This is a genomic window from Acidisoma sp. 7E03 (genome assembly GCF_054665075.1).
In genome coordinates, this window is the sequence record NZ_BAAFHE010000003.1 from 366,266 (window position 1) to 385,761 (window position 19,496).

Annotated in this window: 23 protein-coding genes; 13 read left to right on the forward strand and 10 right to left on the reverse strand. The window is 68.0% G+C overall.

Annotated features, from left to right (window positions below; all coding sequences use genetic code 11):
* The first annotated feature begins 4 nt into the window (after nucleotides 1-4).
* Nucleotides 5-931 (forward strand): class I SAM-dependent methyltransferase, encoded by a 927-nt coding sequence (locus tag ACYQ6W_RS07050; protein WP_459674417.1) that lies wholly within the window; start codon nucleotides 5-7, stop codon nucleotides 929-931.
* A gap of 4 nt (nucleotides 932-935) precedes the next feature.
* Here the strand turns inward: ACYQ6W_RS07050 and ACYQ6W_RS07055 are convergent, their stop codons facing one another.
* Entirely contained in the window at nucleotides 936-1,640 is a 705-nt protein-coding gene (locus ACYQ6W_RS07055; RefSeq protein WP_459674418.1) for a cytochrome b/b6 domain-containing protein, read from the reverse strand.
* 7 nt (nucleotides 1,641-1,647) lie between these two features.
* Nucleotides 1,648-2,031, reverse strand: a complete 384-nt coding sequence (locus tag ACYQ6W_RS07060; RefSeq protein WP_459674420.1) for a cytochrome c — start codon at nucleotides 2,029-2,031, stop codon at nucleotides 1,648-1,650.
* A 174-nt stretch (nucleotides 2,032-2,205) separates the two neighbouring features.
* On the opposite strand from ACYQ6W_RS07060, the gene ACYQ6W_RS07065 reads away from it, so the two are divergent.
* From ACYQ6W_RS07065 to ACYQ6W_RS07075, 3 genes are all read left to right on the forward strand, one after another.
* Nucleotides 2,206-2,880, forward strand: a complete 675-nt coding sequence (locus ACYQ6W_RS07065; protein ID WP_459674421.1) for a response regulator — start codon at nucleotides 2,206-2,208, stop codon at nucleotides 2,878-2,880.
* Nucleotides 2,877-4,280: a sensor histidine kinase gene (locus ACYQ6W_RS07070; RefSeq protein ID WP_459674423.1), complete on the forward strand. Its 1,404-nt coding sequence runs from the start codon at nucleotides 2,877-2,879 to the stop codon at nucleotides 4,278-4,280. The genes ACYQ6W_RS07065 and ACYQ6W_RS07070 overlap by 4 nt, the downstream gene beginning before the upstream one ends.
* Before the next feature lie 74 nt (nucleotides 4,281-4,354).
* On the forward strand, nucleotides 4,355-4,948 hold the full coding sequence (locus ACYQ6W_RS07075; RefSeq protein ID WP_459674424.1) for a cytochrome b: 594 nt from the start codon (nucleotides 4,355-4,357) through the stop codon (nucleotides 4,946-4,948).
* On the opposite strand, the gene ACYQ6W_RS07080 is transcribed toward ACYQ6W_RS07075, so the two are convergent.
* Nucleotides 4,930-5,340, reverse strand: coding sequence for a DoxX family protein (locus ACYQ6W_RS07080; protein WP_459674425.1), 411 nt, complete (start codon nucleotides 5,338-5,340; stop codon nucleotides 4,930-4,932). The genes ACYQ6W_RS07075 and ACYQ6W_RS07080 overlap by 19 nt on opposite strands.
* A 103-nt stretch (nucleotides 5,341-5,443) precedes the next feature.
* A complete protein-coding gene (locus ACYQ6W_RS07085; RefSeq protein WP_459674426.1) occupies nucleotides 5,444-6,286 on the reverse strand; it encodes a PhzF family phenazine biosynthesis protein in 843 nt (280 codons plus the stop codon).
* A gap of 179 nt (nucleotides 6,287-6,465) precedes the next feature.
* On the opposite strand from ACYQ6W_RS07085, the gene ACYQ6W_RS07090 reads away from it, so the two are divergent.
* From ACYQ6W_RS07090 to ACYQ6W_RS07105, 4 genes are read left to right on the forward strand one after another with little or no spacing between them, the layout of a single operon-like run.
* Entirely contained in the window at nucleotides 6,466-8,007 is a 1,542-nt protein-coding gene (locus ACYQ6W_RS07090) for an amidase (protein ID WP_459674429.1), read from the forward strand.
* Nucleotides 8,008-8,062: 55 nt separating this feature from the next.
* Complete coding sequence (locus tag ACYQ6W_RS07095; protein WP_459674431.1) at nucleotides 8,063-9,025, forward strand: KpsF/GutQ family sugar-phosphate isomerase; 963 nt, start codon at nucleotides 8,063-8,065, stop codon at nucleotides 9,023-9,025.
* A 40-nt stretch (nucleotides 9,026-9,065) separates the two neighbouring features.
* Nucleotides 9,066-9,338 carry a BrnT family toxin gene (locus ACYQ6W_RS07100; protein ID WP_459674433.1) on the forward strand — a complete coding sequence of 91 codons (273 nt, stop codon included), beginning with the start codon at nucleotides 9,066-9,068 and terminating at the stop codon, nucleotides 9,336-9,338.
* Nucleotides 9,307-9,585 carry a helix-turn-helix domain-containing protein gene (locus tag ACYQ6W_RS07105; protein WP_459674434.1) on the forward strand — a complete coding sequence of 93 codons (279 nt, stop codon included), beginning with the start codon at nucleotides 9,307-9,309 and terminating at the stop codon, nucleotides 9,583-9,585. The genes ACYQ6W_RS07100 and ACYQ6W_RS07105 overlap by 32 nt, the downstream gene beginning before the upstream one ends.
* Before the next feature lie 102 nt (nucleotides 9,586-9,687).
* Here the strand turns inward: ACYQ6W_RS07105 and rpmG are convergent, their stop codons facing one another.
* The 4 genes from rpmG to ACYQ6W_RS07125 all read right to left on the reverse strand — a co-directional run bounded on the left by rpmG (nucleotide 9,688) and on the right by ACYQ6W_RS07125 (nucleotide 13,651).
* On the reverse strand, nucleotides 9,688-9,855 hold the full coding sequence (gene rpmG, locus ACYQ6W_RS07110; protein WP_227306051.1) for a 50S ribosomal protein L33: 168 nt from the start codon (nucleotides 9,853-9,855) through the stop codon (nucleotides 9,688-9,690).
* Between the two features lie 147 nt (nucleotides 9,856-10,002).
* Nucleotides 10,003-11,793 carry a chloride channel protein gene (locus tag ACYQ6W_RS07115; protein ID WP_459674436.1) on the reverse strand — a complete coding sequence of 597 codons (1,791 nt, stop codon included), beginning with the start codon at nucleotides 11,791-11,793 and terminating at the stop codon, nucleotides 10,003-10,005.
* A 298-nt stretch (nucleotides 11,794-12,091) separates the two neighbouring features.
* The gene (locus tag ACYQ6W_RS07120) at nucleotides 12,092-12,262 is read right to left on the reverse strand and encodes a DUF1328 family protein (RefSeq protein ID WP_459674437.1); all 171 of its coding nucleotides are present in this window, start codon (nucleotides 12,260-12,262) and stop codon (nucleotides 12,092-12,094) included.
* A gap of 135 nt (nucleotides 12,263-12,397) precedes the next feature.
* On the reverse strand, nucleotides 12,398-13,651 hold the full coding sequence (locus tag ACYQ6W_RS07125; RefSeq protein ID WP_459674438.1) for an ABC transporter substrate-binding protein: 1,254 nt from the start codon (nucleotides 13,649-13,651) through the stop codon (nucleotides 12,398-12,400).
* 134 nt (nucleotides 13,652-13,785) lie between these two features.
* Here ACYQ6W_RS07125 and ACYQ6W_RS07130 point away from each other — a divergent pair, with 134 nt between their 5' ends.
* Genes ACYQ6W_RS07130 through ACYQ6W_RS07140 form a run of 3 tightly spaced genes read left to right on the forward strand, consistent with a single transcriptional unit; the run spans nucleotide 13,786 to nucleotide 16,334 of the window.
* The gene (locus ACYQ6W_RS07130; protein ID WP_459674439.1) at nucleotides 13,786-14,793 is read left to right on the forward strand and encodes an NAD(P)H-quinone oxidoreductase; all 1,008 of its coding nucleotides are present in this window, start codon (nucleotides 13,786-13,788) and stop codon (nucleotides 14,791-14,793) included.
* 9 nt (nucleotides 14,794-14,802) lie between these two features.
* Nucleotides 14,803-15,591: an alpha/beta fold hydrolase gene (locus tag ACYQ6W_RS07135; protein ID WP_459674440.1), complete on the forward strand. Its 789-nt coding sequence runs from the start codon at nucleotides 14,803-14,805 to the stop codon at nucleotides 15,589-15,591.
* Nucleotides 15,588-16,334 carry an SDR family oxidoreductase gene (locus ACYQ6W_RS07140; protein ID WP_459674441.1) on the forward strand — a complete coding sequence of 249 codons (747 nt, stop codon included), beginning with the start codon at nucleotides 15,588-15,590 and terminating at the stop codon, nucleotides 16,332-16,334. The genes ACYQ6W_RS07135 and ACYQ6W_RS07140 overlap by 4 nt, the downstream gene beginning before the upstream one ends.
* On the opposite strand, the gene ACYQ6W_RS07145 is transcribed toward ACYQ6W_RS07140, so the two are convergent.
* Nucleotides 16,331-17,125 carry a phytoene/squalene synthase family protein gene (locus ACYQ6W_RS07145; RefSeq protein ID WP_459674442.1) on the reverse strand — a complete coding sequence of 265 codons (795 nt, stop codon included), beginning with the start codon at nucleotides 17,123-17,125 and terminating at the stop codon, nucleotides 16,331-16,333. The genes ACYQ6W_RS07140 and ACYQ6W_RS07145 overlap by 4 nt on opposite strands.
* 172 nt (nucleotides 17,126-17,297) lie before the next feature.
* Here ACYQ6W_RS07145 and ACYQ6W_RS07150 point away from each other — a divergent pair, with 172 nt between their 5' ends.
* The gene (locus tag ACYQ6W_RS07150; protein ID WP_459674444.1) at nucleotides 17,298-17,906 is read left to right on the forward strand and encodes a superoxide dismutase; all 609 of its coding nucleotides are present in this window, start codon (nucleotides 17,298-17,300) and stop codon (nucleotides 17,904-17,906) included.
* A gap of 75 nt (nucleotides 17,907-17,981) precedes the next feature.
* On the opposite strand, the gene yajC is transcribed toward ACYQ6W_RS07150, so the two are convergent.
* Nucleotides 17,982-18,350: a preprotein translocase subunit YajC gene (gene yajC, locus ACYQ6W_RS07155; protein WP_459674445.1), complete on the reverse strand. Its 369-nt coding sequence runs from the start codon at nucleotides 18,348-18,350 to the stop codon at nucleotides 17,982-17,984.
* Between the two features lie 228 nt (nucleotides 18,351-18,578).
* On the opposite strand from yajC, the gene ACYQ6W_RS07160 reads away from it, so the two are divergent.
* Nucleotides 18,579-19,457, forward strand: a complete 879-nt coding sequence (locus ACYQ6W_RS07160) for an ATP-binding protein (RefSeq protein WP_459674447.1) — start codon at nucleotides 18,579-18,581, stop codon at nucleotides 19,455-19,457.
* Nucleotides 19,458-19,496 lie beyond the last annotated feature (39 nt).

The following is a 19,496-nucleotide window of genomic DNA, read 5'->3' on the forward strand; positions in this document are numbered from 1 at the left end:
CCACATGACCGCCACCGACTCCACCGCCCTCTTCGACCACTGGGCCGTCTGGCTGCTGCACCAACGCCACGGTGACGACGCGATCTATCGGACGCATCTGCAAGAGCGCCTGCTGAGCTATGCTGATCGTGTGCTGGATGGCGCCAGGCTGGTTCCCGGGGCCCACCTCCTCGACGTTGGGACAGGGGACGGGCTCGTCGCCTTCCGCGCGCTGGAACGGCTGGGAGGCCAACTCACCGTCACCCTGACCGACAGTTCGCCGTCGATTATCCGTCTGGTCGAAGAGATCGTGGCGCAACGCGGCGTCGCCGATCGCTGCCGTCTGCTCGGCGCGAAGGCCGAGCATCTCGCCCTGGTGGAGGATGCGACGGCCGACGCCGTCACCGCGCGCTCCGTCTTCTCCTACGTGCAGGACAAAGCCGCCGCGTTTCGCGCGGCCTTCCGCGTGCTGAAGCCCGGTGGGCGCCTCTCCATCGCCGAACCGGTGATGCGGGACGATGCCCTCAACGCCATCGCCCTGCGCACCGTGCTCGATCAACGCACGCCGGAAAATCCGGACCGGCTGCTGCCCCTGCTGCACCGCTGGAAGGCCGCGCAATATCCCGACAGCCTGGCGGTGCTCGAAGAAACGCCGATGACCAACTTCACCGAGCGGGACTTGCTGCGCCTCGCCCAGAATGCCGGCTTCACCGATCTCGATCTGCAATTGCACATCCAGGTGGAAAGCCCACGGCCGATCGCCTGGCAGACCTTCCTCGCCATCTCGCCGCATCCCCTGGCGCCCACGCTCGGCACCATCCTACGGGACCGCTTCAGCGAAGCCGAGCGGCGTCTTTTCGAAGAGTCGCTGCGGCCGGTCATTGAGGAAGGGCAATATCCGATGACCGAGCGCATGGCCTATCTCTCGGCGACGCGCCCGGCCCTCGCCTGAGCCTTCACACCTCCGCCCGGCTGCCTTGGCGGTTCTGCATCGGCCGATGCTTCGGGGTCGTGATGGTGATCCCCCGCCGGATCCAGAACATGCGGCGCAGGATGTCGTGCCCGAGCAGGTGGTGCAGCACGGCGATGCCGGCATGGCCGAAGAGATAGATCCACATCAGATTGGCGATCGTCTGATGCAGATCGAGGGCAAACCCACCGACGGACCCCGACACCAGGAAGAAGACAGTGCCGGTCGCCGCCATGGCGGTCAGCGTCAACAGGCCGAGCCCATGTACGGCGCTCGCGAACGCGCCGTCGCTATGCGCCGCAAAATCCCGGCGCAGCAGGCTCTGGGCCTGATGCAGCGCATCGCGGAGCACGGCCGCGATGGCGCGCGGCGAGAACCAGGGGAAAAGGCGGCCCAGTTTCGTCTCACCGCGCCGCACCAGCGTCCAGAGCCAGAAGAGCAGCACGAAGCCGAAGCTCGCCATGCCGATATATTCGTGCAGGGCGTAGAGGGTGGAGGGCGCCTCCCCCGGGAAGGGCCGGCTCATGAACTGGCTGCTGACCAGCTGGTTGACCACGGAAAGCAGCAGAAGGAGATGGAGGATGCGGGTGGCATGCGAACGGCGTTCGCCGTCGAAGGTGACGCTTTGATAGACGGCCTCGCGCGACAGCACGCCGCGGCGCAGCACCTGCTGCGGATTGATGAAGCTCATCGGGACCTCAATTGTTGAAGCGGGCGTGGCAGGCGCTGCATTCGCTCATCAACTGCGCGAAATGCGGACGGAAGGCCGCAGCCGACTGGGTATTCCGGCCGGCAATCGTTGCGGTTTGCGCGAACTGGCGGAAGCGGTCTGCAAAGTCACGCGCGGTGGCCGAACTGCCGTTGACGTGGCTCGCCACCATGCTCGCATCCGAAACGTAGGCCCGAATGGCCGCAGCGATGGCCGCTTGGTCATAGGGGCGGTTGCCGTTCAGCATCGCCTCGACCTGACGTCTTTCATGGTTCCAACTGCGCATGATGGGAGCGAGCGCGAGGCCGGCGACGGCTGCGCCCGGCGCCAAGATCGCCGTCACCACCGCCATTCTGATCATCAGACGCTTCATCCGGCGCACCTTTCGCGTTGCCACGGTGGCGCTCTTATCCGGCGCGCGCTTACGACAACCTGACAGGCGGAGGCTGTTGTGCGGCGCCCTCTACTTCGTGATTTGGCTGACTGCGCTTAAGGTTCCTGTAAGCTGCGCAGCCCATGCTGCCGGCCTTCGGAGGGACCGGGAGAGATGCGGCTGCTCGTCGTCGAGGATGAACCGGAACTCGGCACGCTGCTGCGTGGCGCGCTGGAGCGGAGTGGCTTCGCGGTGGATCTTGCGGCGCGCCTGGCCGAGGCGCGGGATTATCTCGCCGTCGTCTCCTACGACGCCGCCATTCTCGATCTGGCCCTGCCGGATGGTGACGGCATCACCCTGTTGCGGGAAATGCGGCGGGACGGGGCGAGCCTGCCCATCCTCATCCTGACGGCGCGAGACGGTCCGGAGGATCGCGTCCTCGGTCTCGATTCCGGGGCGGACGACTATCTCGTCAAACCCTTCCACATGCCTGAACTGGTCGCCCGCATCCGCGCTTTGCTGCGGCGGCCGAATGCGGCGCTCGGCATCACCCTCACCCTCGGCAATCTGGCGCTCGACACGGTGGGCCGGCAGGTGCGCGTCGGCGCCCAGGACATCGCCTTCACGCCGCGGGAAACCTCGATGCTCGAAATTCTCCTGCGCCAGCAAGGTGCGGTGGTCGCCCGCGAAGTGCTGGAACAGCGGCTCTACAGCCTGGACCGCGAACTTGGCTCCAATGCGCTGGAAGTGCTGGTTCACCGGCTGCGGCGGCGGCTGCAGGACGTGGGCGCCACTCCGGTCATCCACACCATCCGCGGCGTCGGCTATCTCATGGCCGAACCCGCGTGAGGCTGCGCCGAGGCCGCCCCCGCCCCTGGTCGCTCACCGCCCGCCTCGCCTGGCGCCTGGCGACGGTCATGATCTGCGCCATCCTCCTCGCGGCCGCCGCCGTCGCCTGGCGGACCTTCGCCACGCTGCATGATCTCGACGATGCCGCCATGCAGCAGCAGGCGGAGTTCCTGCACCGCCACTTGCCGCCGGGCCCGGCAGACCAGCCCGTCACCCTGCCCGGCACGGTGACCGATCGCTTCCGCTTCTCCGATGGCGACACCGTCTTTCTCATCCTGGGTACTCAGGGGCGGCTGCTCGCGACCTCGGATTCGGGCGAGGCGGCGCGGCTGCAGCCGCTCCTGCCCGATCCCGTGACCCCAGGCTTCTTCCGCCTGCCCGCCATGCCGGGCCACCCACAGGGCCTGATGGGCTTCGCCCGCCCCGAGGCCGGGCGGCTGATCGTCGTCCTCCAGGGGCGCGATCAGACCGAGGCGATCGTCGACAGTCTGATCACCCATTTTCTCGGTGCCGCCCTCTGGCTGCTCCTGCCCATCGGGCTGCTGATGCTCGCCGTCAGCATCATGACGCTCAAGCGCGGACTGCGGCCCCTGACCCGCGCCTCTGCGGCGGCTGCCGCGATCCGCCCGGGGGAGCCTGGCCTCCATCTGCCGGCCGAAGGCCTGCCGCGGGAAGTGACCCCGCTGGTCGATGCCGTGAACGAAGCGCTCAGCCGGCTGGAGCGCACCATCGCCACCCAACGCAGTTTCATGGCCCAGGCGGCGCACGGCCTGCGCACGCCACTCGCGGTGCTGACCGCGCGATTGGATGGGATGGAAGATGGGGATGCCGTGCGCGGCCTGCGCCACGACGCCGATCGCATGAGCCGTCTCGTCTCCCAGCTCCTGCGCATGGCCCGGCTCGAGAGCCTGCCGCTCGATCTCTCCGAACGGGTCGATCTGCATGGGGTGGCGGCCGAAGCGGTGGCGGGTCTCGCGCCCCTCGCCATCCGCGAAGGGGTGGACCTGGAACTGAGCGGCGCGGCCACGTTCTCCGTCACGGGCAACCGCGCCGCCCTGCTGCTGGCCCTTATCAATCTGCTGGAAAACGCCATCGGCTACGCCCCGCGCGGCAGCACGGTCGAAGTGGCGCTGCGCGCGCCGCGAGAGATCGCGGTGCTGGATCGCGGGCCGGGTATTCCGCCGGACCAGGCAGACCGGCTGCTGCAACCTTTCGAGCGGGGCAACCAGGCGCGGGAGGGCGGCGCCGGCCTCGGGCTTGCAATCGTCGCGGAAATCGCCGCCCTGCATGGCGGGGGCCTTCAGCTTGGCCCGCGCGCCGGCGGCGGCACCGAAGCGCGCCTCCGGCTGGGCGCGGTGCGGCCGGCCATGTTGCACCAGGCGGCTCCGGTCATACCTTAACGCGCGGAATAAAGTCCGAAACACCGTGTTACCCGAGGACGCGCTAAGTTCGGCGCAACCGCAAAGGAACTCGCATGCCCGATGCTTTCGACCATGAGACGATGCCGACGCACCGCACAGACTTGGAAGGGCATTACGATTCTCTGACCATCACCCTGCACTGGCTCACGGCCTCCTTGGTTGTGTCCCTTTTCGCTCTCGCCGAACTCTGGAGCTTCGTGCCCCGGGGGGAGGTGCGGGAGACGATGGAAGGCCTCCATGTCTCGCTCGGCTGCCTTCTGGTCGTCGTCGTCGTGACGCGGGTGCTGTGGCGAAGCGTCGGCGGCCGGCGCCTGCCCCAGCCCGGGCATCGGCATCTCGTCCATGCCGGCCATGGCCTGCTCTACCTGCTGCTGCTCACCATGATCGTCACCGGCCCGCTGAAACGCTGGACCTCCGATCACCCGCTGAACTTTTTCTGGGTGGCCAGCATCCCCTCCCCGATGGCCGTGGACCGCCCACTGCACGTGGCAGTGACCATCGTCCATTTCTGGGCCGCCTGGGCGATCATCGCGGTCGCGGGTGGGCACGCGCTCATCGCCCTCTACCACCATTACGGGCGGGGTGACGGCGTGCTCGGGCGCATGATCCCCTGGATCAGGCCGCGCGATCAGCGGCGCAGGGCGTAGCGGCCAGGCCCGGTGACGAAGAGCAGCAGGAAGCCGCCGACGATGCTCACGTTCTTGAAGAAATTGATCTCGGCTTCGAAGGCGGCCATGCCGCTCATCGTCCAATAGGGATGGCCGATGAAGGCGGTCGCCAGGGTGTAGGCAGCCATCACCAGGGCCAGTGGCCCGGTCCAGACGCCGAGGAGGATGGCGAGGGAGACGACCACCTCGACCAGGATGGCGACGATGGCCGCAGCCCAAGGCAAGGGCAGGCCGGAATGCGCCATGTAGCCGACGGTGCCGGAAAAGCCGGTGATCTTGCCCCAGCCGAAGATCAGAAAGAGCAGCACGAGAAGGATGCGCGCGAGGAGAATGATCTCGTCGCGAAACCGGCTGCCGTCGGAAGCGTGCATCGTCCATCTCCTGAAGACCGTCGGGCCTCAGCCGCGAGGCGGGCCGACCTCTTCCGGATCTAGGAAAATTTCTCCAGCGAAAGCAACGGAAATGCCGTGACGATCAGAAGAGGCCTTCGCCGGTGAAAAGGGTGCGCGCCGCCCCACCCACCCAGATGGTGCCCTCCGCGTCCCGCTCGATCTGAACGCGCCCCTCGCGGCCCAGTGCGGTACCCTGTGCCGCGACGTAAGACCCCTCCGCCCGACCGGTGGCGAAGAGCCACTGCGCCATCGAGGCGTTCAGGCTGCCCGTCACCGGATCTTCGATCACCGTCCCTTCCGCATTCGAGAAGAGGGCGCGGATTTCCCAGGCCGCGTCACCGCCGGGCGCATGGGCGCCGATCAGCCCGATATCGACCTGACGGCCGGGCGCGGCCTCCGGCCGCACGGCCAGAACAGCTTCGGCAGAGGCGAGCATGATGGCGAGCCAGCCCGGCCCGTTGTCCACCCAGGCCGCATCCAGGATCGCGGCAGGATCGATTCGCAGCACGGTGGCAGCCTCGGCGATCTCGGCCGTGGTCGGCGGGCCGCTCCTGACGAGAGGCGGGGCCGCGAAGGCGTAGCCCTGTTCCGTCCGGCGCACCGTCACCAGACCGGCCCCGCATTCCTGCACGATGGAACCCGCCTGCTTCGGCTGGCCGCCGGACTCGACCCAGGCGTGGCAAGTGCCGAGCGTCGGGTGCCCCGCAAAGGGCAGTTCGCGGGCGAGGGTGAAGATGCGCACCCGGTAATCCGCTTCGTTAGTGGTGGGCGGCAGGAGAAAGGTCGTCTCGGACAGGTTCAGCCAACGGGTGATGCGCTGCATCGTCTCGGTGTCGAGATCCTCCGCCGCCGCCACAACGGCGAGCGGATTGCCCGAAAAATCGCCGCTGCCGAAAACGTCCACCAGACGGAAGGAGCGTGCCATGCTCGGCTGTCCCTGTTCATGTGCGCGGTGAGCCTAGCGGTGTCCGGGGCGACGCCACCACCAGGGCGCGGCGCATAGGGCAAAGGACGCGCTGAAGCGTCCAACGGCCGGCAATTTGCATTGTAACGCTTCGGGCGGATTACCGCCTTCCCGTCATCCGGTTTGGAGTCCTCCACGACATGACCGACAACACAGTGCCCGCCATCGACCTCGTCGAACTCACGGTCGAAACGGCTCAGGCCGCAATGGCGAGCGGCGCCATCACCTCCGAAGCCCTTACCCAGGCCTTTCTCGACCGTATCGCGGACTACAACCCGAAGTACAACGCCATCCTGTTCCTCAACCCCGATGCGCTGGAGACGGCGCGATCGGTCGATCGCCGCCGCGCCGCGGGCGAGACGCTCGGGCCGCTGGCCGGCATCCCGGTGGTGGTGAAGGACCCGATGGACATGGTTGGCTTTCCGTCGACCGCCGGCTGGGCGCAACTCTACAGCAAGACCGGCGGCACCGATCTGATGCCGGAACGTGACAGCCCCGTGGTCGCCCGCATGAAGGCGGCGGATACCGTCATTCTCGGCAAGACCAACGTGCCCGTGCTGAGCCATACGGGGGCGGACGCGAATGACAGCTTTGCCGGCCCCACGCTGAACGTCGCAGCCCCCGATCTGCTGCCCGGCGGTAGCAGCACCGGCACCGCCGCCGCCGTTGCGGCCAGCCTCGCCGTGCTCGGCCTTGCCGAGGAGACCGGTGGCTCGATCCAGAACCCGGCCTCCGCCCAGGGGCTCGTCGGCATCAAGCCAAGCCATGCCCTGGTACCCAATGCCGGCGTGGTGCCGCTGTCCGCCCATCGCGACGTCGTCGGCCCCATCGCCCGCTGCGTGCGCGACGCGGCGCTGTGTCTGGACGTGCTGGCGGGCTTCACCGCCGAAGACCCGAAGACCATCGCCTGCGTCGGCCACATGCCGAAGGGTGGCTATACCTCCAAGCTTTCGAAGGACGCTTTGGCCGGCAAGCGCATCGGCCTCTATGGCGCGGGCTGGCGCAACCAGCCGCTGTCGGAGGAGACGGCCGCCCTCTATGCCCGCACGCAGGAGGAGCTGAAGGCGCTCGGCGCGATCCTTGTGGAAGACCCTTTTGCCGGTTCCGGCTTTGCGGAACTCCGCCGCCAGACCGTGCCAGGGCAGGATTTCGATGCCCGCGGCATGGAATCCGTGCCCTACGATCTCGAACAATATCTGAAGCGGCTCGGCCCTTCGGCGGCACTCAAGACCTTCGCGGAATTCGCCGAAGCGACCAAGGCGCAGGATGCCTTCGCCCCGGGCGGCGCGCTGCACTACATGACCTATCAGCGCCAGTTCGCCGCCTGCCTCGCCAATCCGAGCCTGCCGCCCGATCTCTCGGATTTCGTCGAGGCGCGGGCCGCCTATCTCGAGATCTTCGGCGCAGTCTTCGCCGCGCATAGGCTCGACGGCCTGTGTTTCCCGCAGATGCGCACGCCGCTCGCCGGTCTGCACAGCGGCGGGCGGATCGACGAGACGACGGTGAGCGAGATCAACATCGCCGGCATTCCCGGCGTCACCGTGCCTGCCGGCGCCCATGCCTCCGGTGCGCCCTTCAACCTCATCTTCGTCGGGCCGAAATGGAGCGAGGCCGAGCTGCTGGGGCAAGCTTATGCCTATGAGCAGGCGACGCAGCATCGCCGCGCACCGCAGCTGCTCTGACCTCCGGCTCGACCGCGGCGCCCGGCTCGCCTAAACAGGCGGCCGGAGCCCGCGCATGACAACCGTTACCGAGAGCATTCTTCGCACCATCCGTACCGAACGGCGCGGCCTCGAAGCCCTCGAAGCCGCGCTGCCGAACGGGCTGAACGAGACCTTCGCCGATGTGGTGACGCTGATCGAGCAAAGCGGCTGCGTCATCGTCACCGGCATGGGCAAGTCGGGCCTCATCGGCCGGAAGATTGCGGCGACCCTCGCCAGCACGGGAACCCCGAGTCATTTCGTGCATCCCGCCGAGGCGAGCCACGGCGATCTCGGCCAGATCAGCCCCACCGATGTCGTGCTCGCCCTTTCCTGGTCCGGCGAGACGCCGGAGCTTGCCGATGTCGTGGCCTATACGCGGCGCTTCGACATCAAGCTGGTCGCCATCACCGCCCGCGCCCAGAGCGCCTTGGGTCGGGCGGCGGATCATACGCTGCTGCTGCCGGACGCCGAGGAAGCCTGTCCCAACGGCCTGGCACCCACCACCAGCACCACCATGCAGCTCGTGGCAGGGGATGCGCTGGCCGTGCTGCTGCTCGAGCGCCGGGGCTTCACGGCCAGCGACTTCCAGCGCTTCCACCCCGGCGGCAAGCTCGGGGCACGCCTGCTCACGGTGGGGCAGATCATGCATACCGGCACCGAACTGCCCGTCGTGTCCTGCGGGGCGACACTGTCTGAAGGCATCGTGGAGATGACCTCCAAGCGGTTCGGCATCGCCGCGGTGGTGGACGAGGCCGGGCATCTGGTGGGGGCACTGACCGATGGCGATCTGCGGCGCGCCTTCCGCGGCGGCTTCGTTGACATGCCGGTGGAACAGGCTATGGGCCGGCGGCCGCAGATCATGGCGCCGGGCGATCTCGCGGCGCAGGCACTGGCCCGGATGAACGAGCGGCGCATCACCTGCATCTTCGTGGTGCAGGACGAGAAGCCGGTGGGCCTCGTTCATATCCACGACCTGCTGCGCGCAGGGCTCGCCTGAAGCGCTTGTTTATACGGAAATCCCGTATTACGTTTCTGGTGTGACAGACCGGTCCGACCCTGCGAAGGACGCCCTCAACCGCGCGAGACACCAGGTATCGCTGGCCTTTGGGGACGAGATCTTCCGGGACGAGCGCCACCTCATCCTGCCGACTATCCGGGCGGTCGACGGAGAGGATCGCCACAAGGTCATCGGTCTGGTTGCGGGAAAGCTCTACACTGGCGTTTTCGTGTGGCGCGCGACCGGGCCGCGGTTCATCTCAGTGCGGAGGAGCAATAGCGGTGAAGAAAGAGCCTATCGTGCTGCCAGCTGATCCGTCCGATCCCGAGGACCGACCCGTGGCGGCGGAGGGAATGGAACGCGGCCAACGCGCACGGCTCATTCGCACCACACGAACCCGCCTGTCGCTCACTCAGGCAGAATTCGCGGAGAGGTTCAAAGTGCCCGTCGGAACGCTGCGGGATTGGGAGCAGGCACGCAGCATGCCACCAGACTTCGCCATGGCCTATATCCGTGTGATCGGCCTGCATCCCGACGTGGTCGCCCAGGCCGTCGCCTGAGCGATCGGCACGGACGCCGGCTATTAACGGCGAAAACCCCGCGCGGGCGGCGCGGGGTTTTCTCAAGCCTCGCAAACGGCGTCCGATGCGGACGCCGTCGGATTACTTGATCTTGGCTTCGCGGAAAACGACGTGCTTGCGGGCCACCGGATCATACTTCTTGAATTCCAGCTTGCCCGTCTGCGCGCGCGTGTTCTTCTTGGTCACGTAGAAATAGCCCGTCTCCGCGGTGGAGAGGAGCTTGATCTGAACGGTGTTCGACTTCGCCATAGGTCCAATTCCCGTCGCCGCCCACAAACCACCGTAAGCCGCCCCTGCGGCACCGGCGCCCTCGACCAGCGCTTGATTTCCAAAACGAGGGCCGCACATGGCCCATCGCACCCCTTCCGGTCAAGCCCAACCAGCGCAGATCGGACCCTATTCCCCGGAAAGCTCGCGCCGCCGCCGGTCCAGCTCTTCCGAGTAACGGCGAAGCGCATGCTGCTCCGTGAGCAGGCCGATGACGCGCATGGTCTCCTGGCTGTCGACCACCGCCAGAGCATCGGCTTCCGACTCGGCGAAGAGGGCGATCGCCGTCTTCACCGTCATCGCTGGTGTCAGCACGGTGTCATCGACGTGGCGCAGTTCCCCCACCGTCTCGGCCGAGATGTCCGGGCTGAAGACTTCGGCGGTCTGGACGATGCCGGCATAGCGGCCAGCGTCGTCCACGAGCACGACGCGATGGGTGGAGCCGAGCGGAAACTCCCGCCGGAAGGCCTCGAGCGTGGTGGAGGCGCGCGCCGTCCGCACGTCCCGCCGCATCATGCGGCCGACGCTCAGCGTATTGACCCAGCCGATGTCGACCGCGCTGCGGATCGCCTCGCCCCGCAGATGGAAGCGCCAGGTGGCGAAGGAGTAGCCGAAGGTACGCCGGGCCGTGAGGGAGGAGACGATGACGGCGGCCAGCACGGCGACGGTCAGCGGAAAGCTGCCAGTGCTCTCGAGCGCGAGGAAGCACATGGTGAGCGGCCCGCCGATGATGGCAACCGCCATGGCGCTCATGCCGATCAGCCCATAGACCACAGAGGGCATGACCGGCCCCACCGCAAAGAGCGCGAGGATACCGGCAAAGGCCTTCCCCACGAGCGAGCCGAGAAAGAGGGACGCGAAGAACAGGCCGCCGCGGAAGCCGGAGGCGATGGACATGGCCGAGGCGAGTGATTTCAGCACCAGGGCTGTCAGCACCAGCAGCAGCGGATAGTCGAGGCCGAGGCCGTCATGCAGGGCGCCGTGGCCGGAGGACAGCACCATGGGCGTCACCAGGCCGCAGAGGCCGACGACGAGACCGCCGGCCATGGGTCGGCTCCAGACAGGCAGCGGGCTGCGCCGGAACCAGGCTTCGAGGATGGTCACACCGCGCATGACGGCGATGGCGACCAAGGCGCAGATGATGCCGAGGGCGAGGATCGGGATGTATTGCACCACCGGATAGTCGGTGGGCAGCTGCAAGTGGAAAGGCTGAATATCGGAGCTCAGCGCCCGCTGGACGAAGACTGCGGTGATCGACGCCACGACGACCGGCGCCAGATTGGCGATGGTATAGGTGCCGATGACCAGCTCGATGCCGTAGAAGGCGCCCGCCATCGGCGCGTTGAAGGCGGCACCGATCGCGCCTGCCGCACCGCAGCCCACCATCAGCCGCAGATCGCTCCGGCGCAGGCGAAAGCTCCGGCCGATCCAGGAGGCGATGGCCGAACCCATCTGGGTATAGCCGGCTTCCAAGCCGACAGAGGCGCCGACGCCGCAGGACACCAGCGTCTGCGCGCAGACGATGACGCTGTCGACCAGCGACATGCGGCCGCCGTAGAGGGCGTTGGCCTCGATCGGGTCGACCGCCCGGCGCGGGCGCCAGCGTGCGAGGACAAGCCCTGACAGGCCCAGAGCGAGGCCGCCCAGCATGGGAACCAGCAGCAGGCGGGGAATGGCGATTTCTGAGGCGGCACTCAGACGGCTGCCCGGCGGGATGCCGAACAGCGTCTCGTGCATGATCTGGATCGTGCCGTTCATGACGACGACGACGATGCCGGCACCGATCCCGATGCCCGCGGCCAGCACGGTGAGCCAGATTTCGTCGGCGCGGACGAGGGCACGCAGCGTCTGAGGCGCGTGCAGGACCCAAGCCCCCCATTGCTCACGGCGGCTGCGGCTCGGGAGGGAGCGCGTCGACATCGTGCGAGCCGTCCTCGGTCTCTCTCGCTCCGGGCACGCAAGCAGGATGCCCGTGGGGGTACGGACAGAAATGCAGACGCCGCCCGTCCAGCCGCCGTCCATTCCGCCTCGGCGCCATTTGCTGCGCCGCAGTTCTTTAGGTCACAACTTCATGGAAGAAGTAAGACCGCGGGACGAAAATTACGGTCGCTTTCGCATCTGCCTCGCCTTTTTTGCCCTGGCCCTCAAGAAAACGGCGTGCCGGCGGATGACCACCGGCACGCCGCGTTCGGGCGTCCAACGTCGCGGGCGATGCCCGCTAGAGCTGTCGGGCGGCGGTGAAGGTCAGCACCAGGAAGACGACGCAGATCACCAGGAAGATGAAGAACAGGAACTTCGCGATCGCAGCGGACGCGCCGGCGATGCCACCGAAGCCGAGCGCGCCGGCGATGATGGCAATGATCGCGAAGATGATCGCCCACTTCAACATGACGAACACCTCAGGTTGTTGTCATCTGGAGGTAGGGTGTTCGCGCCTCATTTCCAGCGCCGCCCGAGCGGCAATGTGAGGCGGTTCCACAGGATGCGGGTGCGTCTTACGGGAACGTGAAGCGCCGCGATGCGCTCAGCCCTGCAGGCGGAAGCGGCTCGCGGCGCCTTCCTTGGGCAGCAGAGCGACCGGGCGGCCCTTCTGCCACTGCGACAGGCAGGGAAAGGCCCGCAGGTTCTGACCATCCGGGCCGAACAGCGCCCCCCAGCCATTGGCCAGAGCCCCGTTCTGCAGCGACAGGCTGCGTACCACGCCCAACACCTTGTCTTTGTCGGCGGTCTTCGCGAGGCGAAGGATGTCGAAGCAGAGCCCAGCCCCCGCGAAATGGGAGAAGCTGAGCCCGGACCGCGGGCTCGCACCGAAATTCTGCTCGTAGAGCGTCTCGATCATCTCGGCATCCGGCGCCAGTCGGGCGTCGACGGCATAGGGTACGACACCCACGGCGAGCGTGCCCTCGAAGCCGGGCCCCACCATCTCGGCAGTCTCGGTCGCGCCATAGGCCGCGGAGACGCCGATCAACACCCGCGGCCGCCAGCCGCGTGCGGCGAGCGCGGTGAAGAGGAGCACCACCTCTTCGGCGCGACCGTGATGGATCAATACATCCGGTTTCATCACCGCAAGGCGCGCGGCCAGTGCGCCGAAGTCCGCGGCCCCGGGTTGGTAGGCGATGCTGGTCGGCGGGGTGAGATGCCGCTGCCGCGCGGCGGCGGCAATCAGAGGGTCGAGCGCGCTACCCGAATTGTCGTCGGCATAGAGGAAAGCGGTGAAGAGCGCCGGGGCCGGGCGGTCCAAGCCGGCCGCGACGATGGTCTCCACCGCTTCGAGGCAGCGGTCGGCGACACTCGACGCGGTGTCGCAGAGGCGCAGGAGATAGTGAAAGCCACGCGTGGTGATGGCGGGCATCGTGCCCGTCAGCTCCCAATAGGGCACGCCCGATCCCTCGCTCGCCTCGCTCGCGCCGAGACTGAGCAGGCTGTCGCCGGTCCCAAAGATGAGCACCGGCTGTTTGTCCGAAATCAGCCGGCGCGCTTCGGACACGGCACGGTCCGGGTCGGTCGCATCGCCGATCGCGAGCACCACGTCCCGGCCGAGCAGGCCACCGCCGGCATTGCAGAGATCGGTCGCGAGCTGAACGCCGCGCAGGCATTCATTCCCCTGGGCGGCCAGCGGCCCCGTCAGGGGAAAGAGCGCGCCGACGACCAGGGTCTTGCGCTCCGGCGTGCGGGGCGGCGTTCCGGCCCCGGCTGCAGGCGCCGGTGCCAGACCGGCGCTGGCCAGGCCGAGCCCGGCTGCCAGCCCCCCGAGAAGATCGCGCCGACGAGCGGCCATTCACTGACACTCCCTCCTGCGGGGCGGCGGCTGGCGCCGGCCCGCACACCGCATGACTAATCCGCCGGCCTTGGCGGCGAAAGGCCATGGGCTTAACTATTGTGCCACCATCGTCCAGCCCAACTGAGGCCGCCATGCCATCCCTGCCGCAAACCATGCGCGTTATCGAGACCCAGGGCGCCGGTGGGCCCGAGGTGATGCAGCTTGCCGAGGCACCCCTGCCCGAGCTGCGACCGGGGCAGATCCTCATTCGGGTGGCCGCCTCCGGGATCAACCGGCCGGACCTTCTGCAGCGCGCGGGCAGCTATCCGCCGCCGGCCGATGCGAGCCCCATCCTTGGTCTCGAAGTCGCCGGAGAGGTCGCCGCGGTCGCGCCCGACGTCACCGACTGGTCAGTGGGCGACCTGGTCTGCGCCCTCGCCAATGGCGGCGGCTACGCCGAATACTGCGCGGTGCCCGCCGGCCAGGCGCTGCCATGGCCCAGCGGTTACACCGCGGTGCAGGCCGCCGCTCTGCCAGAGAACATGTTCACCGTCTGGGCCAATCTCTTCCAGATGGGCGGGCTGCATGCGGGAGAGAGCGTGCTGGTGCATGGCGGCACCGGCGGCATCGGCATCACTGCGATCCAGCTCGCGGCCGAATTCGGCGCCGTCGTCTTCACCACCGTCGGCAGCCGGGACAAAGCGCGCGCGGCCGAACGCCTCGGCGCGCACGCCGCCTTCGACTACAGCGAGGTGGATTTCGCCGCGGAAGTCGCGCGGCTGACGGCGCATCGCGGCGTCGACGTCATCCTCGACATCGTCGGCGCACCCTATTTCGCGCGCAACATCGCCTCCCTGAAGCGGGGCGGACGGCTGATCTACATCGCCTTCCTCCAGGGTTCGACGTTGACCGAGGCCGATCTGATGCCCGTCATGACCAAGCGGCTGACGATCACGGGCTCGACGCTCCGTCCCCGGACTGCCGCCGAAAAGGCGGCGATCGCGCGCGGCCTGCGGGAGCGCGTCTGGCCCGTGCTGGACGAAGGACGCTGCGCACCGGTGATCGAAACCACCTTTCCGCTCGCCCAGGCGGCCGAGGCCCACCGCTTGATGGAAGGCCGCAGCCACATCGGCAAGATCATGCTGACGGTTGGGGGCTGAGACGGGCGCATGCTGCTGAATGCGATCCGGTACGGCGCGGCAGCCGACGGTCGCCCGCCCGTCGTGCTGCTTCATGGCCTCTTCGGCTCAGCCCGCAACTGGGGCCAGCACCAGAAGGCGCTGGGCGACGGCGGCCGGCTGGTGCTCGGCCTCGACCTGCGGAACCACGGGGAGAGCCCGCACGGGCCTGTCCTATCCTATGCCGCCCTGGCCGAAGACGTGGCGGAGACCCTCGCCTCCCTCGATGTTCCCCACTGCCGCCTGCTCGGGCATTCGATGGGCGGGAAGGTGGCGATGGCGCTCGCGCTCACCCGGCCGGATCTGGTGGAGCGTGTCGTCGTCGCCGACATCGCCCCCCGGCGCTACGTCCATGGGAATGCTGACCTCGCAGCCGCCATGCTGGCGCTCGACATCACCCCGGGCATGACCCGCGCCGAAGCGAGCGCCGCACTCGCGCCGCGCATCCCGGACGCCATGATCCGGTCCTTCCTGATGCTCAATCTGCGCCTCGGTCCGGCGCAGCCCAATGGCTGGCGCATCGGCCTGCCTGAACTCGCGGGGGGGATGGCGCTCATCGAAGACTGGCCGCCCCTGCCCGGCCAATATCAGGGCCCGGCGCTCTTCATCTCGGGCGGCCGCTCCCACTACGTGCCGGAGGACGCCAGGCCCGAGATCCGCGCCCTGTTTCCGGCAGCGAGGTTCGCGGTTCTGCCGGAAGCCGGGCACTGGCTGCACGTGGATGATCCGGCCGGATTTCTCGGCACCGTGACGCCGTTTCTCGATGGGGCGACAGCATGAGCAAGACGATCCTGGTGACGGGCGGCAGCCGCGGCATTGGCGCCGCCACCTGTCTGCTGGCAGGGCGGCAGGGCTGGAAGATCGGCGTGAATTACGCAGGAAACCAGGCGGCCGCCGACTCGGTCGTCGCCGGGGTACGGGCTGCCGGAGGTCAGGCCGTCGCGCTGCGCGGCGATGTCGCCGCGGAGGCGGATGTCATCGGGATGTTTCAGGCGACCGAGGAGGCCTTCGGCCCGCTCGACGGCGTCGTTATCAATGCCGGCATCGCCTCCGATACCAGCGTGCTGGCGGACATGACGGCCGAGCGGCTGAAGCGCGTCTTCGACGTCAATATCTACGGCGCCTTCCTCTGCGCCCGGGAAGCCGCCCGGCGCCTGTCCAAAAGCCGCGGCGGCAAGGGCGGCTCCATCGTCATCGTCTCCTCCGTCTCCGCCCGCCTCGGCTCGCCCTTCGAGTTCATCGACTATGCAGCCTCCAAAGGCGCCATGGACACGCTGGCCCTGGGCCTGGCGCGCGAACTCGGCCGCGAAGGGGTGCGGGTGAATGCGGTGCGGCCGGGGCTGACCGATACGGAGATCCACGCCACAACCGGCCAGCCCGACCGCGCCCAACGCCTGGGCGAGACCACGCCCTTCGGCCGCGCCGCCCAGCCCGCAGAAATCGCCGAACCCATCGTCTGGCTGCTGAGCGATGCCGCTTCCTATACAAGCGGGGCTCTGATGGACGTCTCGGGCGGCCGTTAAGCCCGGCCGGCAAGGCCCGCCCAGGTCACGGCAAAGCGGTCACCGAAGCCGCGCGGGCCTGGGGGGGCTGCCGGCAGTTTTCGCAGATCACGCCGCGCCAGGATGCCGGGCAAGGCAGCGGCCACCGCCGCGCGCGACGGCCGCGGCTTGTGCCGCGCATCGGCGAGCCAAGCTCGCCCTTCGTCTTGCAGACATGCGAGCACGGATTGCAGCGCCGGTGCCTGCGGATCGGCCGCCGCCGCTTCTGGCGTAAGGCCGGCCTGCGCCAGCAGATCGGCGGGCCAAGGCGCATAGCCCTGCGCCGCGAGCGCGAAACGGGCCCGCAGCAAACCGGCGGCGCCATAGGCCGCCCCGCGCAGCCGCAGGCCTTCGAGCACCGAGGCCTCGGTCACGCCAAGGGCCTGCCCTGCGGCAACCGCGAGGCTGCCGGCCCCGCCCAGAAGCCACTGTCGCCAGGCGGCGAGATCCGGCATGGCCCCGTCGACCTCGGTCTCCCGGGCTTCGATCATGGCCAACAGCGTGGCGCGGTCCAGCACGCCCTCGCGGATCAGGGCCCCCAGCGGTGTCGAGACCTCGCCCGGCTTGTCCTGCCCCTCCACCACCTCGCGCCACCATTGCAGGCGAATGAGCGCAAGCAAGCTCTGGCTCGTCACCTCACGCGCGCGGGCCAACTCGTGATTGAAGGCGTAGAGCACCACCAGCCGCTCCCGCAGAGGCGCGGGCGCGAAAAGCACAGTCAGGAAACGGTCCGGATCATGCCGGCGCAACGCGGAGCCAAGGGGCGAGAGCATGCGGCGCGTGATGGACCGGGGCACGGTGGATGGCAAGAAGTTGTGAGCACCGCCTTCCATCCCTGCGACGGGTTGACGCTGCCCGCCCCCCGCATAAGGTTACCGGCGACCGGGGCGGCCGCGGTGCGTCCATCGCGGCCTCGTCCCCATGGCCAGAACAATGGAGCGCATCATGGCTTTCGAGCTGCCCTCACTGCCCTACGACGTCTCGGCCCTGGCCGGGGCCGGCATGTGCCAGGAGACCCTGGAGTTGCATCATGGCAAGCATCACCAGGCTTATGTCACCGCGCTCAACGGCTTCGTCGAGAAGGACGCGAAGCTGCAGGGCAAGTCGCTGGAGGAGATCGTGAAGCTCTCCTACGGCCAGAGCGATCTCGCGCCGGTCTTCAACAATGCCGGCCAGCACTGGAACCACATCCTGTTCTGGAAGAACCTCTCGCCGACCGGTGGCAAGCTGCCGGGCAAGCTCGAGAGCAAGATCAATGAAGATTTCGGGTCGGTGCAGGCCTTCAAGGACGCCTTCAAGACCGCCGCCACCACGCAGTTCGGCTCCGGCTGGGCTTGGCTCGTGCTCGCCGCCGACGGCAAGCTGAAGGTCACCAAGACGCCGAACGGCTCGAACCCGCTCGCGACCGGCGAAGGCCGCGCGCTCCTCGGCCTCGACGTGTGGGAGCACAGCTACTACCTCGACTTCCGCAACCGCCGCCCGGACTACGTGACCAACTACCTCGACAAACTCGCGAACTACGAGTTCGCCGAGGCTGAACTCGCCGCCGGCTGATCGGCCCGCAGACACAAAAAAGCCCAGGCGCCGCGGCGCCTGGGCTTTTTCTTTGGCCGAAAGCCGAGCCTTCGATCAGGAGGCCTTGGCGGGCGGCGGGCTGCTGGGCTTCACGTCGTTGGCCGCGACCGGCTTCACGATGGCCGAAATGGTGGAGCGCAGCACGGTCACGCGCACGTTCGGCGCGATCTCGACCTCGATCTCGTCCGACCCTTCCTTGGTCTTCTGGACGATGCCGAGAATGCCGCCGGAGGTGACGACGCGGTCGCCGCGCTTCATGGCCGCGAGGCTTGCCTTGAGCTGCTTCTGCTTCTGCTGCTGCGGACGGATCAGAATGAAATAGAAGACGCCGAAGATCAGGATCAGCGGCAGAAACTGCGCGATCCCTCCCAGGGCGGAGCTGGCTCCGGCGGTCTGGGCGAAGGCCGGTGAAATCAGGTGCATGCGGGCATCCGGTTCCGTAACAGTGTGGCAGAGCCGTTTCACCTGACGGCATCAGCGACAAGCGCCGCCCGGTGGGCTCCAATGCGGGCGGACCATAGGGCGCCCGCCTGCCTCGTCAAGCCTTGTCACGGCGCGGGGGCAGCCCTGCCCGAACTTGCCTATCCTTTTCAAAGGGAAACCGCTCCCTTTGCCGGCCCTGTTTGGACCCGAGCGCGACGGATCTGCCCGATGGATGCTGCCCTGACCGATCTTCTGACCCGGATCGCCGATGCCCTCGACCGCTTGGCGCCGCCGCCGGCGCAGGACCCGGACCTCACTGCGGCGGAAGGGTTCATGTGGCAGCCCGGGGAACGGAGGCTGACCCCCGTGCCGCAGATCGCGCGGCTGCCCATCGGCCTGATCCAGGGCGTGGATCACCAGAAGGCGCTCATCCTCGAAAACACGCGCCGCTTCGCGCGCGGCCTGTCGGCCAACAATGCCATGCTCTGGGGCGCGCGCGGCATGGGCAAGTCCTCCCTCGTGAAGGCGGCCCACGGGGCGGTTGCAGCGGAGAGCCGGGCGGGCGCCGTCAGCCCCTTCAAGCTGGTGGAAATCCATCGCGACGATCTCAAGACCCTGCCGGAATTGCTCAACCTGCTGCGGGGACGCCCGGAACGGTTCGTCATCCTCTGCGACGATCTGTCCTTCGAGCGGGAGGATGCGGACTACAAGGCGCTCAAATCGGTGCTCGACGGCGGCATCGAGGGGCGCCCCGCCAACGTGCTCTTTTACGCCACCAGCAACCGCCGCCATCTCATGCCGCGCGACATGATCGACAATGAGCGCGCGACGGCGATCAACCCCGGTGAAGCGGTGGAAGAAAAGGTGTCGTTGTCGGATCGGTTCGGCCTCTGGATCGGCTTCCACAACTGTGACCAGCCGACCTTCTTCGCGATGATCGAAGGCTATGCCGATGTGCTCGCCTTGCCGATCGAGCGCGATGCGCTGCGCGCCGGCGCCATCGAATGGTCCGTCACCCGCGGCGGACGCTCCGGCCGTGTCGCCTGGCAGTATATTCAGGACGTCGCCGGACGACTGGGAATCGCGCTGCCTGGCACGCTGGACTAGGCGCTCAGCCCCTTTCCAGCATCGCAGCCACGGCACGGG